General features: G+C 68.5%; 15 protein-coding genes. 10 read left to right on the forward strand and 5 right to left on the reverse strand.

Features of this window, described 5'->3' with window-relative positions; all coding sequences use genetic code 11:
* The first annotated feature begins 13 nt into the window (after positions 1-13).
* From ASD37_RS20445 to ASD37_RS20465, 5 genes are all read left to right on the forward strand, one after another.
* Positions 14-1,192: a phosphotransferase family protein gene (locus tag ASD37_RS20445; RefSeq protein ID WP_056555696.1), complete on the forward strand. Its 1,179-nt coding sequence runs from the start codon at positions 14-16 to the stop codon at positions 1,190-1,192.
* Positions 1,192-2,307: a hypothetical protein gene (locus ASD37_RS20450; protein ID WP_056555699.1), complete on the forward strand. Its 1,116-nt coding sequence runs from the start codon at positions 1,192-1,194 to the stop codon at positions 2,305-2,307. The genes ASD37_RS20445 and ASD37_RS20450 overlap by 1 nt, the downstream gene beginning before the upstream one ends.
* A 142-nt stretch (positions 2,308-2,449) precedes the next feature.
* Positions 2,450-4,015, forward strand: coding sequence for an HNH endonuclease signature motif containing protein (locus ASD37_RS20455; RefSeq protein ID WP_056555702.1), 1,566 nt, complete (start codon positions 2,450-2,452; stop codon positions 4,013-4,015).
* Between the two features lie 62 nt (positions 4,016-4,077).
* A complete protein-coding gene (locus ASD37_RS20460) occupies positions 4,078-5,232 on the forward strand; it encodes a serine hydrolase domain-containing protein (protein WP_056555705.1) in 1,155 nt (384 codons plus the stop codon).
* A gap of 72 nt (positions 5,233-5,304) precedes the next feature.
* Positions 5,305-5,715: a cupin domain-containing protein gene (locus tag ASD37_RS20465; protein ID WP_056555709.1), complete on the forward strand. Its 411-nt coding sequence runs from the start codon at positions 5,305-5,307 to the stop codon at positions 5,713-5,715.
* A 47-nt stretch (positions 5,716-5,762) separates the two neighbouring features.
* Here ASD37_RS20465 and ASD37_RS20470 read toward each other — a convergent pair whose 3' ends face one another.
* Together ASD37_RS20470 and ASD37_RS20475 are read right to left on the reverse strand one after the other, a co-directional pair.
* The gene (locus ASD37_RS20470; RefSeq protein ID WP_156720996.1) at positions 5,763-5,951 is read right to left on the reverse strand and encodes a hypothetical protein; all 189 of its coding nucleotides are present in this window, start codon (positions 5,949-5,951) and stop codon (positions 5,763-5,765) included.
* Positions 5,952-5,980: 29 nt separating this feature from the next.
* Positions 5,981-7,477: an NAD(P)/FAD-dependent oxidoreductase gene (locus ASD37_RS20475; RefSeq protein ID WP_056555715.1), complete on the reverse strand. Its 1,497-nt coding sequence runs from the start codon at positions 7,475-7,477 to the stop codon at positions 5,981-5,983.
* Between the two features lie 122 nt (positions 7,478-7,599).
* Here ASD37_RS20475 and ASD37_RS20480 point away from each other — a divergent pair, with 122 nt between their 5' ends.
* Positions 7,600-8,952 (forward strand): flavin monoamine oxidase family protein, encoded by a 1,353-nt coding sequence (locus ASD37_RS20480; RefSeq protein ID WP_056555718.1) that lies wholly within the window; start codon positions 7,600-7,602, stop codon positions 8,950-8,952.
* Here the strand turns inward: ASD37_RS20480 and ASD37_RS20485 are convergent.
* Together ASD37_RS20485 and ASD37_RS20490 are read right to left on the reverse strand one after the other, a co-directional pair.
* Entirely contained in the window at positions 8,942-9,862 is a 921-nt protein-coding gene (locus ASD37_RS20485; protein ID WP_056555721.1) for an alpha/beta fold hydrolase, read from the reverse strand. The genes ASD37_RS20480 and ASD37_RS20485 overlap by 11 nt on opposite strands.
* A gap of 99 nt (positions 9,863-9,961) precedes the next feature.
* A complete protein-coding gene (locus ASD37_RS20490) occupies positions 9,962-11,059 on the reverse strand; it encodes an NAD(P)-dependent alcohol dehydrogenase (RefSeq protein ID WP_056555724.1) in 1,098 nt (365 codons plus the stop codon).
* A gap of 22 nt (positions 11,060-11,081) precedes the next feature.
* Here ASD37_RS20490 and ASD37_RS20495 point away from each other — a divergent pair, with 22 nt between their 5' ends.
* Positions 11,082-12,056: an NADPH:quinone oxidoreductase family protein gene (locus ASD37_RS20495; RefSeq protein WP_056557399.1), complete on the forward strand. Its 975-nt coding sequence runs from the start codon at positions 11,082-11,084 to the stop codon at positions 12,054-12,056.
* On the opposite strand, the gene ASD37_RS20500 is transcribed toward ASD37_RS20495, so the two are convergent.
* Positions 12,040-12,333: a hypothetical protein gene (locus ASD37_RS20500; RefSeq protein WP_056557401.1), complete on the reverse strand. Its 294-nt coding sequence runs from the start codon at positions 12,331-12,333 to the stop codon at positions 12,040-12,042. The two genes, ASD37_RS20495 and ASD37_RS20500, sit on opposite strands and share 17 nt — an antisense overlap.
* 146 nt (positions 12,334-12,479) lie before the next feature.
* Between ASD37_RS20500 and ASD37_RS32025 the strand changes: the two genes are divergently transcribed.
* From ASD37_RS32025 to ASD37_RS20515, 3 genes are read left to right on the forward strand one after another with little or no spacing between them, the layout of a single operon-like run.
* Positions 12,480-13,340 carry an ABC transporter substrate-binding protein gene (locus tag ASD37_RS32025; RefSeq protein WP_200959950.1) on the forward strand — a complete coding sequence of 287 codons (861 nt, stop codon included), beginning with the start codon at positions 12,480-12,482 and terminating at the stop codon, positions 13,338-13,340.
* Positions 13,337-14,164 (forward strand): amino acid ABC transporter permease, encoded by an 828-nt coding sequence (locus ASD37_RS32030; RefSeq protein ID WP_200959951.1) that lies wholly within the window; start codon positions 13,337-13,339, stop codon positions 14,162-14,164. Before ASD37_RS32025 ends, ASD37_RS32030 begins: the two co-directional genes overlap by 4 nt.
* Positions 14,161-14,904 (forward strand): amino acid ABC transporter ATP-binding protein, encoded by a 744-nt coding sequence (locus tag ASD37_RS20515; RefSeq protein ID WP_056555730.1) that lies wholly within the window; start codon positions 14,161-14,163, stop codon positions 14,902-14,904. Before ASD37_RS32030 ends, ASD37_RS20515 begins: the two co-directional genes overlap by 4 nt.
* Positions 14,905-14,931: the final 27 nt, after the last annotated feature.

Raw genomic sequence — 14,931 nt, forward strand, 5'->3', positions numbered from 1 at the left:
TAAGGGGTAAACCTTGGCGAACGACCCGGCTGTCGAAGACGTCAGCCGCCTCCAGCACACCTCCCGCGACAGCAGCACCCTCCCCGCGGTGATGTCGCAGTGGCTCGCCACCGTTCTTCCCGGGGGAGCCGTGCCCACGGTGACCGTCGAGAGCGGAGTCGACGCGAACGGAATGTCCTCGGAGACAATCATCCTCACCGGCGAGTGGGAGCAGGACGGTCAGACCGCGAAGCAGAAGTGGGTGGCCCGCGTCGCCCCCAGCGCCGCGGACGTGCCGGTCTTCCCGACCTATCGAATGGACCATCAGTTCGACGTCATCCGACTGGTCGGCGAGCTGAGCGACGTGCCCGTCCCCCGCGTCCGCTGGTTGGAGGACACGGGTGACGTCCTCGGCACGCCGTTCTTCCTGATGGACCTCGCCGGCGGCGTCGTGCCACCCGACGTGATGCCGTATACGTTCGGCGGCAACTGGTTCGCCGACGCACCCGCCGACAGGCAGCGTGAGCTCCAGGACTCCACCGTCGAGGTGCTGGCGAAACTGCATTCGATTCCCGACGCGGAGAACACCTTCGGCTTCCTCGCCGAGGTCGACCCGCCCGGTGACACTCCGTTGCGCCGCCACTTCTGCTGGCTCAAGGACTGGTACGAATTCGCCGTCGCCGACATCGGCCGGTCGCCACTGGTCGAACGCGCACTGGCCTGGCTGGAGCAGAACTTCCCCGACGACGTCGCGGCGACGCAGCCGGTGCTGGCGTGGGGCGACTCGCGGATCGGCAACGTGCTCTACGAAGACTTTCGGCCCGTCGCCGTGCTGGACTGGGAGATGGCGACCGTCGGACCACGCGAACTCGACGTCTCCTGGATCATCTTCGCCCACATGGTGTTCCAGGAGCTGGCGGGCTTGGCCGGCCTGCCAGGCCTGCCCGACGTGCTGCGCGAGGACGACGTGCGCTCGACGTATGAGGAACTGACCGGCACCGCCCTCGGAGCGCTGGACTGGTTCTACGTGTATTCCGGTGTGATCTGGTGCTGCGTGTTCATGCGGACCAGCGCCCGGCGGGTGCACTTCGGCGAGATGGAGAAGCCCGATGACGTCGAGTCGCAGTTCTATCACGCGTCGCTGCTGAAGCGGCTGATCGGTCCGGAGGGCAGGAGCGCAGCGACCGGGGAAGAGGAAGAGGTAGCCAACTGATGCTCACCCCCATGGACGAGTTTCCGCTGCACCAGGTTCCGCAGCCGATCGCACAGCCGGAGTCCTCGGACCGCAACTTCTACGACCGGTCCTATTTCAACGCCCACGACCGCAGTGGCGACATCTTCCTCATCACCGGCATCGGGTACTACCCGAACCTCGGGGTGAAGGATGCCTTCGTGCTCGTTCGGCGCGGTGACCAGCAGACCGCGGTGCACCTGTCGGACGCCATCGACCACGACCGGCTCAACCAGCACGTCCTCGGGTACCGCGTCGAGGTCCAGGAGCCGCTGCGCCGGCTGCGAATCGTCCTGGAAGAGACCGACGGAATCGCCGCCGACCTCACCTGGAACGGGCTGTTCGACGTCGTCCAGGAACAACGGCACCTGCTTCGGGCCGGCAACCGAATCACCCTGGACGCCCAGCGGTTCGCGCAATTAGGTTCCTGGAGCGGGCATCTCGCGATCGACGGCGAAGAAATCACCGTCGACCCGTCGACCTGGATCGGCAGCCGCGACCGGTCGTGGGGCATCCGGCCCGTCGGAGAGGCCGAACCCGCCGGGCGCCCGGCACATCCGCCGTTCGAGGGCATGTGGTGGCTGTACGTGCCGATGGCGTTCGACGACTTCTCGATCGTGCTCATCATCCAGGAGGATCCCAGCGGATTCCGTTCACTCAACGACTGCACGCGGATCTGGAAGGACGGACGCGTCGAACAACTGGGGTGGCCGCGCGTCAAGATCCACTACACCTCGGGGACGCGAATCCCGACCGGCGCCAGCATCGACGCCACCGCGCTCGACGGATCGCCCGTGCACTTCGAGGTGGAATCCAAACTGCCCGTGCCGATTCACGTCGGCGGCGGCTACGGCGGTGACTCGGACTGGATCCATGGCATGTGGAGGGGCGAGAAGTTCACCGAGCGTCTCACCTACGACATGACCGACCCGGCGATCGTGGGTCGGGCCGGGTTCGGCGTCATCGACCACGTCGGCCGGGCGCTGTGCACCGAAGGCAACCGTGCACCCGTCGAGGGCTGGGGCCTCTTCGAACACGGCGCGCTTGGCCGCCACGACCCGTCGGGCTTCACCGACTGGCTGACGGTGGCGGACTAGCCTCCCGAATGGGTCAACGGCTCTAGCACGCCGGTCCGACACTTCCGGTGGCCTGGGCGGGGTTGTCCACAGGATGGCGGGTTGTCCACAGAGTGCTTGTAGCAGAACGGCTTTCGTCGTACCGGCGTCATAGACTGAGTTCATGTTCGACGGTCTGGTGGACGCGACGACCGACACCTCAGGTGCCGGGGCGCTCTCGGCGTGGACGCGGGTGGAATCCGCCGCATGCGCCCGCAAGGTCGCGGCGGTGGCCGCGATGCTCGCCGAGGCCTACGCCGCGTCCGGCTCTGCCGATCGCGACCAATGGTGCCTGGACAACTTCGACGCCGTCGCCGCCCACGTCGGAGCCACCCAACGCATCACCCCCGGCGCCGCCTCCAACCAACTCCTCATCGCCGTCGCCCTGCACGAACGCTTCCCTCAGGTCGCCGCGATCTTCGCCGAAGGACTCATCACCTACCAACTGGTCCGGGCCGTGGTGCAACGCGGAGCCCTGGTCGTCGACCCCGACGCGCTGCGCGCCCTTGACGCCCTACTTGCCGAGGCGTTCGGGACCTGGGGACCGATGTCGGTGGACAAGACCGAAAAGACCCTCGACGCCTACGTCGCCCAGGTAGACCCCCACGCGGTGCGCCGCACCGAGACCAAGGCCCGAAGTCGGTCGGTCGAGGTCAGCGTCGACGAGGACGGCAGCGGCCTGGCCACCGTCTACGCGACCTTGTTCGCCCACGACGCGAAGGCGTTCGAGGCCCGGTTGCGAGGACTGGCCGACACCGTGTGTCCAGCTGATCCGCGCACCGCCGAGCAGCGCCGCGCCGATGCGACCGGGGCGCTGGCCAACGGCAACGACCGCCTGGCCTGCCTCTGCGGCACCGAGGACTGCCCGGCCGCGCAGAACCCACCCTCAACCGGGATGGTGGTCTACGTGATCGCGAGCGCGGACACGCTCCCCAAGCCGACGGTTACGCCCGACTCCGGGCCGTCGGCGCCGACGCCGGAGACTCCCGCGCCGCCTTCGCTGGACGGGGAGCAGCCACCCTTGTTCGACAAGCCACTGCGCGAGCTGATGCTCACCGAGGCGCTCACCCCGACCCCGGGGCGCCTGGCCAGCCTGCGGCCCGCGGCCTTCATGGGTGGACAGTTCCTGCCCGGGGCGATCGCGTGCCGCGCTAGCCAAGGGGCCACCATCACCCCGATCCTCCACCCCGGGCAAGCGCCACCAGAATCCCGCTACCGCCCGTCGAAGAAGCTGGCCGACTTCATCCGCTGCCGAGACATGACGTGTCGCTTCCCCGGCTGCCGCGTACCCGCCACGAATTGCGACGTGGACCACGGCATCCCGTGGCCCTACGGCCCAACCGCGGCATCCAACCTGAAATGTCTATGCCGTCGACACCATCTGTTGAAGACCTTCTGGGGTGGTGAGAAGGGTTGGCGTGACGAGCAACTCGACGACGGAACGGTCATCTGGACCGCACCCGACGGCCGACGGCATATCACCACACCGGGCAGCAGACTGCTCTTCCCCGAACTCAGCGCACCCACCATGACGGTGACGCCGACCGGAAGACCCACACCGCACACCGCCGGGCTCACCATGCCGCGCCGCACGACCACCCGCAGCGAAGACCGCGCCGCACGGATCGCAGCCGAACGCGAACTCAACGAGGCTGACGGTGGCGGACTGGCAAGGATGCCGACGACGTAATCATTCTCCGCTCGGCGGCGTTCACCCTCAGGGGTTCGAACGCACGGAGAGAAGGAGAAGTCATGGTCCACGGCAGCTACGACCCGCTGTTTGCCGATCTCGTCAAAGCCCTGGACGACGAGCTCGTCAACGGCGGCGAAGTGGGAGCGGCCCTGGCGGTCGACGTCGACGGCGTCACCGTCGTCGACCTCTGGGGCGGATACGCCGACGCCGACCGAACATCCCGATGGAACGAAGACACCATCGTCAACGTGTGGTCCTGCACCAAACCCGTCTGCGTACTCGCGGCGCTGATCCTGGTCGACCGCGGGCTGCTCGACCTCGACGCCCCCGTCGCACGGTACTGGCCGCAGTTCGCCGCCAACGGCAAGCAAGACATCCTGATTCGCCACGTGCTGTCGCACACCTCCGGGGTCGCCGGCTGGAACGAGCCCTTCACCCAGGAACAGATGTATGACCGCGACACCGCCGTCGCCCGCCTCGCGCAGCAGGCCCCCTGGTGGACGCCGGGAACCCAGGCCGGCTACCACGCCCAAAACTACGGACACCTCGTCGGGGAGATCGTCCGCCGGGTCACCGGCACCAGCCTGACCGACTTCGTCCGACGCGAGATCGCCGAACCCTTGGGAGCCGACGTCCAAATCGGTGCCCGCGCCGCCGACGACCACCGCGTCGCCGAGCTGATCACTCCCCCACCGTTTCAGCTGCCACCCCTTCCGCAGGACAGCCCCATGCGCAAGGTGTTCGCCGCACCCCCGGCCGCGGCCGAGCCCGCCAACACCACGGCCTGGCGGCGGGCCGAAGTCGCCGCGTGCAACGGTCACTCCAACGCCCGCGGCCTGGTCCGGGCACTCTCACCAATCACGTTGGGCGGCACAGCCAACGGCGTCACCCTGCTCAGACCCGAGACCATCGACCGCATCTTCGACGTCCAGGCAACAGGTCCCGACCTGGTGCTTGGCACCCCAGTCAGGTGGGGGCTGGGAATGGCCCTGCCCACCGCCGAGTTCCTGCCCTACCTGCCGACCGAACGCACCTGCTTCTGGGGCGGCTGGGGCGGCTCGCTGGTCGTGATGGACCTACCCCGGCGCACGACCATCGCCTACACGATGAACCACATGGCCTCCGACCTCGTCGGATCCGACCGCACACGGCGCTACCTCGAAACCATCTACGAGGCACTCGCGGTGGGACATACCTCGGAGGAGAACTCGTGACGTTCGACATGCTGACACCCGAAGAGCAGCAGGCCGTCTGGTTCCTGGGCTCCCTGGTGCGCATCCGCCTCGGTGGCGGTGGTTCACCACGAGGGCGAACGCGGCTTCGGCAGTCCGAGGCATCGGCATCTGCTGGCCGACGAGACGTTCCTGGTGCTCGAGGGCGAGCTCAGCGTCGAGCTGGACGGCGACTTTCAGGCGGCGGGTCCCGGCAGTGCCGTGTTCCTGCCGCGCCAACGCTCACACGCCTTCGTGATCACCAGCCCGGTGGCGCGTTATGTGACGCTGCACACCCCGGCCGACTTCGACGCGCTCCTTCTGGCCAGCGGTACCGTGGCCGTCCCCGGCGTCGACGCACCGCCGGCCGAAGCGTCGGATCTCGGCGAGCTGGCCCGCATCGCCCGCGAGCATTCCATCGAAATCCTCGGCCCACCACCGTCACTCGAGAAAGCGCGCGGACCCTCCCCCCGCACCAGAACATGAAGAAGGGGCACCCGGATTACCGGGTGCCCCTCGTTCGGGGGTGTGAGTCAGCGACCGTTGCCTACGATCGAGGTGACGGAACCGACACTGGCGCGCTGCTGAATGTCGCTGACCCACTGGTGATGGTCGATGTCGGCGCTCGCGGGTGCGGCCAGCCCGAAGAGGGCGGCGGCGAATCCGGAGGCGACGATGCTGGCGATGCTGAACTTCTTCATGGTGGTGTCAACGACACCCACCGCCAGTTTCATTCCAGGGGTCGAACGGGCTAAGCGGTCTGCGCCCTGTCGGATTGGGGTTTCCGCGCGGGGGTGCGACCGAAGACCATCGACTCTTCGACGCGGTCGAAGCGGTGGTCGAGGATGTCGAGGACGTAGTTGTGCCGCACGTTCCATGGCCTGCGGGTACCCGACTTTGGCAACGCGTGTGGGGCGCGCTGGATGTACCCGGCCTTCAGGTCGAAGGTCGGCTTCTCCTGCATGGGTACGCCACCAAGATGCGGATAGGCGTGCGTGTAGCCACGAGAATCCATGTAGGCCAACAACTTCGCCACCGCGCGGGCGGTCATGTCGGCGCGAAGCGTCCACGACGCGTTGGTGTAGCCGATGCACCATGCCATGTTGGGCACGTCCTCGAGCAGATATTCCTTGTAGACGAAGCGATCGGAGGGCGCGATCTCATTGCCGTCCATGACGATGCGGACGCCGCCGAGCGCCTGCAGCTGTAACCCGGTTGCGGTCACGATCACGTCGGCGTCGACGCGCTTGCCGGAGGCGAGCACGATGCCGGTGGCGTCGACGTGGTCGACGTGGTCGGTCACCACCTCGGCGCGGCCGTCGCTGATGTCCTCGAACAGATCTCCGTCCAGGACCAGGCACATCCGCTGGTCCCACGGGTCGTAGCGCGGCTTGAAGTGCACGTCGACGTCATAGCCCTGGGGCAGCGCGGCGATGGTGCGGTTCCTGATCAGCCGCCGACCGAGCTTCGGGGCCTGACGCAGGACAAAGTACGACAATACCGAGAAGGCGGCGTTGCGGGCCCGCACCACACTGTGAGCCAGCTTCGGCGGCAACACCTTTCGGATTGCCTCCACCATCGGGTCGACCCGCGCCATCGACATCATGTAGGTCGGCGAGCGCTGCAGCATCGTGACGTGGGCGGCCGTCTTCGCCAACGCGGGCACCAGGCTGATGGCCGTCGCGCCGCTGCCGATCACGACGATTCGCTTGCCGGAGTGATCCAGCGACTCCGGCCAGAACTGGGGGTGCACCACCTCGCCGGTGAAGTCCTCGAGACCGGGGAATTCGGGGCGGTACGGCGTGTCGTAGTCGTAGTAGCCGGTGCCGAAGAACACGAAGCGCCCCCGGTACAGCTTGTCCGATCCGTCGGACGCCGTCGTGCGCAACGTCCAGGTGTCGGTGGACGAGTCCCATTCCGCGGAACCGACGCGGGTGTCGAACCGGATGTGACGGTCCATGCCGTGGTGTCGGGCGGCGTCGGTGAGGTAGTCGCGGATGTCGCCGCCGTCGGCCACGTTCTCCGGCCGGGTCCACGGCTCGAAGGGCAGGCTCAGGGTGAAGATGTCGCTGTCGGACCGGATTCCCGGGTAGCGAAACAGGTCCCACGTGCCGCCGATGCGTTCGCGCCGCTCCAGGATGGTGTAGCTGAGGTGGGGGTTGCGCTGGTGAATGCGATACGCGGCGCCGAGCCCCGAGATGCCCGCGCCGATGATCAGCACGTCCGAGTATTCCGCCTGGTCGTCCATCGAGAGCCTCCTTGGTCCTGCCGCGTACCAGCCCCACGATAGGGGGTCCGCCTCGAAGTGCGTCGGCGATCCGGCCGTCCGAACGACGCCGTGTCGACCCTCGCACGTGAGAGCCTGGTCACGTGACCAATCCACCAGGTCTTGACGTCGTCGTCGTGGGTGCCGGTTTCGCCGGGCTGACGGTCGCCCGCGCTCTCACCGCACTCGGGCACGACGTCGTCGTCCTGGAGGGGCGTGACCGGGTCGGCGGACGGTCCTTCACCACCACGGTCGCCGGTGTGCCCGTCGACCTCGGCGCCACCTTCGTCGGACCGACCCAAACCGAAGTGCTCGCGCTGGCCGCCGAGCTCGGCTGCACGACCGTTCCGACCCACAACGTCGGCAAGAACCTGATCCGCTGGCGCGGCCGGGTCAGGTCCTACCGCAGCACCATCCCCAAGCTGTCGATCCTAGAACTGCTCGACGTGTCGCGCATTCAGTGGCGGTTCGAACGCCTCGCCAAGCAGGTTCCGCTCGGAGCGCCGTGGACGGCCCCCACGGCGAGTCGACTCGACCACGAGACCGTCGAGGGATGGCTGCGGTCGGTCCACGCGGGCAAGAGCACCAGGGACCTCATGGCGATCATGACGCGGGTGACGTGGGGTTGCGAGCCCAACGAGGTGTCGATGCTGCACGCCGTGCACTACATCAAGGCCGCAGGCGGCATCGGGACCATGCTCGACGTCAAGGGCGGTGCGCAGCAAGACCGCTTTCCCGACGGCACCCAGCAGATCGCGGTCCGCATGGCGGAGGCGCTCGGCGATCGCGTCCGCCTCGACGACGTCGTCGAACGCATCGAGCACAGCGGGTCCGGTGTCACCGTGCACACCGCCACCGGAGCGGTTACCGCGCGCGCCGTCGTCGTCGCGGTCCCGCCGGCGCACCGGGCCGCCATCGCGTTCGAGCCCGGCCTGCCCGCCGGATACGCCGAGCTCGCGAAGAACTGGCCGCTTGGCAATCTGAGCAAGGCGTACGCGGCCTACGAGACGCCGTTCTGGCGCACCGCAGGGCAGTCGGGCGAGGCTCTGTCCGACGACGGTTCGGTGTTCATCACCTTCGACGTCAGTCCCGGCGACGGTGGCCCCGGCGTCCTGCTCGGCTTCACCGATGCGCGCAGCTTCGACCCGCTCGAACCGCAGGAGCGCCGGGCCCGCGCCCTCGAGTGCTTCGCGAGCCTGTTCGGCGAAGCCGCCCGCAACCCGGTCGACTACGTCGACCACCGGTGGAGCGCCGAATCCTTCGCACCCGGTGGCCCCACGGCCGCGGTGCCGCCCGGGTCGTGGACGACCTACGGACACCGGTTGCGCGAACCGGTCGACGGCATCTTCTGGGCGGGTACCGAGACAGCCGACGAGTGGACGGGTTTCCTCGACGGGGCGGTGCGATCGGGTCGTCGCGCGGCCGCCGAGGTCGCCGGATACCTGGCTACGAACTGATTCTGCGCTTCTCCGCAGTCGACTCGACCAGTTGGCGCAGGAGCTGGTTCACCTCGTCGGGTTGTTCCAGGATGCCGCAGTGTCCGCCGGACAGCTCGACGAAGGACGCCAGGTTGGGCGCATCGGCGGCGATGCGGCGCGACGACCCGACGGGCAGCAGACGGTCGTCGCGACTGCCGATGACGAGCGTCGGAACGGTCAGGTTCCGCAGCGAGATGTGTTTCGGCCCAAGGGAGTCGACGAGCACCCTGGCCCACCCGCCGCGACCCGCGGCGGGCGTCTGCGCGAACAGGTCGAAGACGAAGTCCGCGATCGCCGGATCGGCATGGCGGCCAACCGCCAGCGCCGCGACGAAACGTCGGCTCTGTTGAACCGAGCCCGGCATCAGGGGTGCGGCGCCCAGCCTCTTCAGCAAGAGTCCCGCCGCTCGCACCCGGCCGCCGACCAATGCCGGCGGGACGGGCAGGAAGTTGACGTTGCGCAGCAGATCCCCGGTGGTCGTGTTGATCAACGCGACGGCGTCGGCGCACTGCCGGACCCGTTGGGGGTAGCGCTGCGACCAGGACGAGATGGCGATGCCGCCCATCGAGTGACCGGCGATCACGGCACGTTCACCGGGCGCCAACGTTGCGGCCAGCACGGCGTCGAGATCGGCGGCGAGGAAGTCCAGGCCGTAACCGTTCCGCCTCCCGCGCAGCGGGGGCACGCCGCTTCGGCCGTGGCCGCGGTGGTCGTAGGCGATGACCTTGTGATCCCTGGAGAGGTCGGCGATCTGGTTTGCCCACACCCGGATCGCGCAGGTGATGCCGTGCGCCAACACGATCGGGTAGCCGTCGTCGGGGCCGAAGACCTCGGTGTGGATCCTGGTCCCGTCAGCCGAGTGGACCTCGACTACCCGGCCCGCTGGCATCTCGTCGACTACCGCCAGCCGCCTCGAGCTCGTCTTCACGTGCGCTCCGATCTCCGCGGCACCTTTGCCGACGGCGGGAGAATTGTAGCCATCGCCACGTCAGCGCGGCATGGTGAGCACCGGTTTGATCGCCGTACCCGACACCGCGGCAGCCCACGCGGCGCCGAAGTCGTCGAACGCGAACCGGGTGACCAGCTTCTCCAGCGGCAGCTCGCCACGCCGAGTCAGCTCGGCGAGGTACGGGATGAACACGTGCGGGTCACTGTCGCCCTCGATGACGCCGCGCACCCGAAGCCCCTTGGCCATGATGAGGCCGACCGGCAGCTCGGCGGTCAACGCGCCTAGGCCGACGAGTGCCAGTGTGCCGCAGGACCGCAACGCCGCCAGCGCGGTGGCGATGACCGAGGGCAGGGCCGTGGTGTCGACGCCAATGGTGGGGCCGCCGCCGGTGAGGTCGGCGAGGTGCGCCGCGACGTCGCCGTCGGTCGGATCGATGACCGCCGTGGCACCCAATTCCAGTGCCAGCGACCGACGCTCACCGTTGGGGTCGACGGCCAAGATGGCCCGGCAGCCCGCAATCCTGGCCCCCATCACGGCCGAGAGACCCACGCCGCCCGCGCCGAACACGACCACCGCGTCGTCGGCGCCAGCGGAGGTGGCGTTGAGCATCGTGCCGACGCCCGTCTGCACGCTGCAGGCAAGGGGCGCCGCCAGCGCAGGGTCGAGCGGTTCGGCGAGCGCGACGGTGTTGGACGGCCCGGCGAGGACGTGCGTTGCGAAGCTGGACTGACCAAAGAAGCCGCCCCGCAGCGGAATTCCGCCGAGGCGAAGGGGGCTGGTGTCGTCGGCCCTGTCACCCCGCATGTTCAGCGTGGTGGCGTGGTCGCAGTACGCGGGTCTTGCGGCGACGCAATTGGGACACCGACCGCAGCTGGCGAAGGTGAGCACCACCTGCCGACCGATCTCGACCCGGGCCTGAGGCCCCGTCTCGACGACGGTCCCGACGCCCTCGTGCCCGAAGACCATCGGCAGCTTGCGTGCGGGCCAGCGTGCCGCGACGCTGACGTCGGTGTGGCAGATGCCGACGGCGTCGACCCGGACCAGCACCTCCGCGTCGACTGGCGCCCGGACCTCGACGTCGACCAGTTGGGGCTCGGATTCCTCGGTGAGCAGTACGGCCGCTCGTGCGTTGGTCACCGGGCGATGTTAAATGGTCACGATGCGCGCCATTCAGATCCCGCGACTCGACGGACCACGGGCAGCGGAGCTCGTCGAGATCGACGAACCCGAAGCCGGCGACGGCGTCCTGATCGACGTCCATGCCGCGGGGGTCGCGTTTCCCGACGCCCTGCAGACCCGCGGGCTCTATCAGCACCGCCCCGAGCTGCCCTACGTGCCGGGTGCCGAGCTCGCCGGCGTCGTGCGCAGCGCCCCGGCGGGCGCGCACGTCGTGGCAGGTGACCGGGTCGCCGCGCTGACGATGCTCACCGGCGCGATGGCGGAAGTCGTTGCGGTACCGACAGATCAGGTGTTCAAACTGCCCGACGCGGTGTCCTTCGAAGCGGGCGCCGGCCTGCTGTTCAACGATCTGACGGTGCACTGCGCCCTTCGCACCCGCGGCCGCCTGGTGGCCGGCGAGTCGGTACTCGTCCACGGTGCGGCCGGCGGCATCGGCACCTCGACGCTGCGACTGGCCACGGCGTGGGGTGCGTCGCGCACGATCGCCGTCGTCAGCACCGCCGACAAGGGCGACGTCGCACGGGCGGCGGGCGCCACCGACGTGGTGCTCGCGGACGGTTTCCGCGACGCCGTCAAGGAACTCACCGGCGGCCGCGGAGTCGACGTGGTGGTCGACCCGGTGGGCGGCGACCGGTTCACCGACTCGCTGCGGTCCCTCGCCGCGGGCGGGCGACTGCTGGTGATCGGCTTCACCGGCGGCGACATCCCGACGGTCAAGGTGAACCGGTTGCTGCTCAACAACGTCGACGCGGTCGGCGTCGGCTGGGGAGCCTGGGCCATGACCCACCCGGGTTACCTTGGCGAGCAGTGGGCCGAACTGGAGCCACTGCTCGCCTCCGGCGCGGTGACCGCTCCCGCGCCCGTCGTCTACCCGCTCGAGCGGGCCGCCGATGCCATCGCGTCGCTCGAGGACCGCTCCGCACGGGGAAAGGTCGTCGTCACAATTCGTTCGTGACGGACGGCGTTCCCTCGGCAACGGTGCGCAGGTGCTTGGCCCGCTGAAGGAAGATCACTGCCGCGGCCGCGGCGACCACTCCGATGACGCCCCAGATGACGAACGAGAAGATCAGCGAACCGAAGAATCCGCTGAACGTGACGGCCAGGTACATCAGCCAGATCAGCCGGTAGGCGCACCACGCCGCGACGACGGCGTTGCTGATGCCGATGATCAGGCTGCGCTGGCGGTCGAAGCGGTTGATCTGCTCTTCGATGGCGGCGGGAAGGGTGATCATGATCGTGTTGCCTTTCGTGGGGCGGGCCTCGGTGGCTCGCCGGTGAGACGAGTACACGGCGCCCGCCGGGCTACCGATCCCAACAATTGGCAATTCGATGATCGGAAGGTTGGCGCCCGCTCGCCAGGTGCGCGATGATGCCGCCCATGCGCAATGTGTCGAGTGTGGTGTCCGTGCTGGCCCTCGTCGGTCTGGCTGCGGCCACGGCCTGTGCCCCCGCCGACGAGGCGGCGCCGGGCAGCTCGACCGCCGCGGCGTCGGCGGCGGAATGCACGAAGGACTCCCTGCCCACCCTGAAGAAGGGGTCGATCGCCTTCGGCACCGATCAACCGGCGTACCCGCCGTGGTTCGTCGACGACGACCCGTCCAACGGCAAGGGCTTCGAATCGGCCGTCGCCTACGCCGTCGCCGGGAAGCTGGGCTACGCGCCGCAGGACGTGACGTGGGTGCGGGTGCCGTTCAACGCGGCCATCGCCCCGGGCCCGAAGACGTTCGACGCCAACCTCAACGAGTTCTCCATCACCGACGACCGCAAGCAGGCCGTCGACTTCTCCTCGCCGTACTTCAACGTGACCCAGGCGGTCGTCGCGTTGAAGTCCTCCCCCGCCGCGGGAGTGAAGGACGTCGCGGGCCTCAAGGGACTCAAGCTCGGCGCGCAGGTCGGCACCACCAGTTACACCGCCGCGAAGGCGGTCGACCCGGACGTGGCGGTGTTCAACAACAACGACGACGCCAAGGCGGCGTTGTCGAACGGCCAGATCGACGCGTTGGTGCTGGATCTGCCGACCGCCTTCCAGGTGCAGGCCGAACTCGCCGACGGCGTCATCGTCGGCCAGCTGCCGGCCGGCGAGGAGAAGGCCGAGCAGTTCGGCATCGTGCTCGACAAGGGCAGCCCGCTGACGGCGTGCGTGTCCAAGGCAGTCGACGAGCTGGGCACCGACGGCGAGCTGTTCAAGCTGCAGAAGGTGTGGCTCACAGGCGCGGGCAACGCACCGGTTCTGTCGTGACCACGGCCGCCCTGGATCGGGTGGCCTACCGGCAGTCACGGGCCCGGCGGTCCACGCTGATCGCCCTGCTGTCCACCGTCGTCTTCGCGGCGGTACTGCTGCTGGCGGTGACGTCGTCGCCGGGCTGGCCACGGGTCCGCGAGTCGTTCTTCAACCTCAGGATCGGCTGGGAGAGCCTGCCCGCGCTGCTGGAGGGGCTGTGGCTCAACGTGCGCGTGCTGATCGTGTGCCAGGTGCTGATCCTGATCTTCGGGCTCGGACTGGCTGCGTTGCGCACCCTGCGCGGCCCGGTGTGGTTTCCGTTGCGCGCGTTGGCAACCGGTTACGTGGATCTGTTTCGTGGTCTGCCGCTGCTGATCTGTCTGTATCTCGTGGGCTTCGGCCTGCCGGGGCTGCGCCTGTCTGGCCTTCCCAACAATCCGGTGCTCCTCGGTGGTCTTGCGCTGGTGCTGATCTACTCCGCCTACGTGGCCGAGGTGTTCCGCGCCGGCATCGAATCGGTCCACCCGTCGCAGTTGGCGGCTGCGAAATCCCTTGGGCTGAACCATCGCCGGACCATGCAGCTGGTCGTCCTGCCGCAGGCGACGCGCCGCGTGACGCCCGCCCTGCTCAACGACTTCGTGGCGCTGCAGAAGGACTGCGGTCTCATCTCGGTGCTCGGTGCGGTCGACGCCGTCCGCGCCGCGCAGATTTCGGCGGCCACCACCTATAACTTCACCCCGTACGTCGTCGCCGGTCTGCTGTTCGTGGCGTTGGCGATACCGTCGGCCCGGTTGGCCGACTGGGCGGCGAAGCGCGTGGCGACTCGGCAGGGTGCGCTGTGACGACGCCGGTGCTCTCGGTGCGCGGTCTGACCAAGGCGTATCAGGACCGCCCCGTCCTCCAGGGCGTCGACCTCGACGTCGCCGAGCATCAGGTCGTCGTGCTGATCGGGGCGTCCGGATCCGGCAAGTCGACGCTGCTGCGGTGCGTCGACCTGCTGGAGGACATCGACGACGGCCAGATCCTGCTCGACGGCCGGGACATCAGCGATCCTCGGATCGACGCCGACGAAGCTCGTCAGGCGATGGGGATGGTGTTCCAGTCGTTCAACCTGTTTCCCCACATGACGGCGCTGGCCAACGTCGCGCTGGCGCCGCGGGTCGTGCACGGCTCCAGCCGCCGGGACGCCGAGGATCGCGGCCGTGAACTCTTGGACCGGGTCGGGTTGTCCTCACACGCCGGCGCCTACCCCGACAAGTTGTCCGGGGGCCAGCAGCAGCGGGTGGCGATCGCCAGGGCGCTGGCCTATGAGCCGCGGCTGCTGCTGCTCGACGAGATCACCAGCGCATTGGACCCGGAGCTCGTCGGCGAGGTGTTGACGCTCGTCGGGGAGTTGGCGAGCACCGGTCGCACAATCGTCATGGCCACCCACGAGATGGCCTTCGCGCGCGAGGTGGCCGACACGGTGTGCTTCCTCGACGGTGGTCGCATCGTCGAATCAGGTTCGGCTGCGGACGTTTTGACCAACCCGAAAGAGGACCGGACGCGGCAGTTCCTGCAGCGCTTCACCGGGGGCCGCTGACCGTCGCGCGCATGCGTTAGATTGTGT

Source organism: Mycobacterium sp. Root135 (assembly GCF_001426545.1).
Lineage (GTDB): Bacteria > Actinomycetota > Actinomycetes > Mycobacteriales > Mycobacteriaceae > Mycobacterium.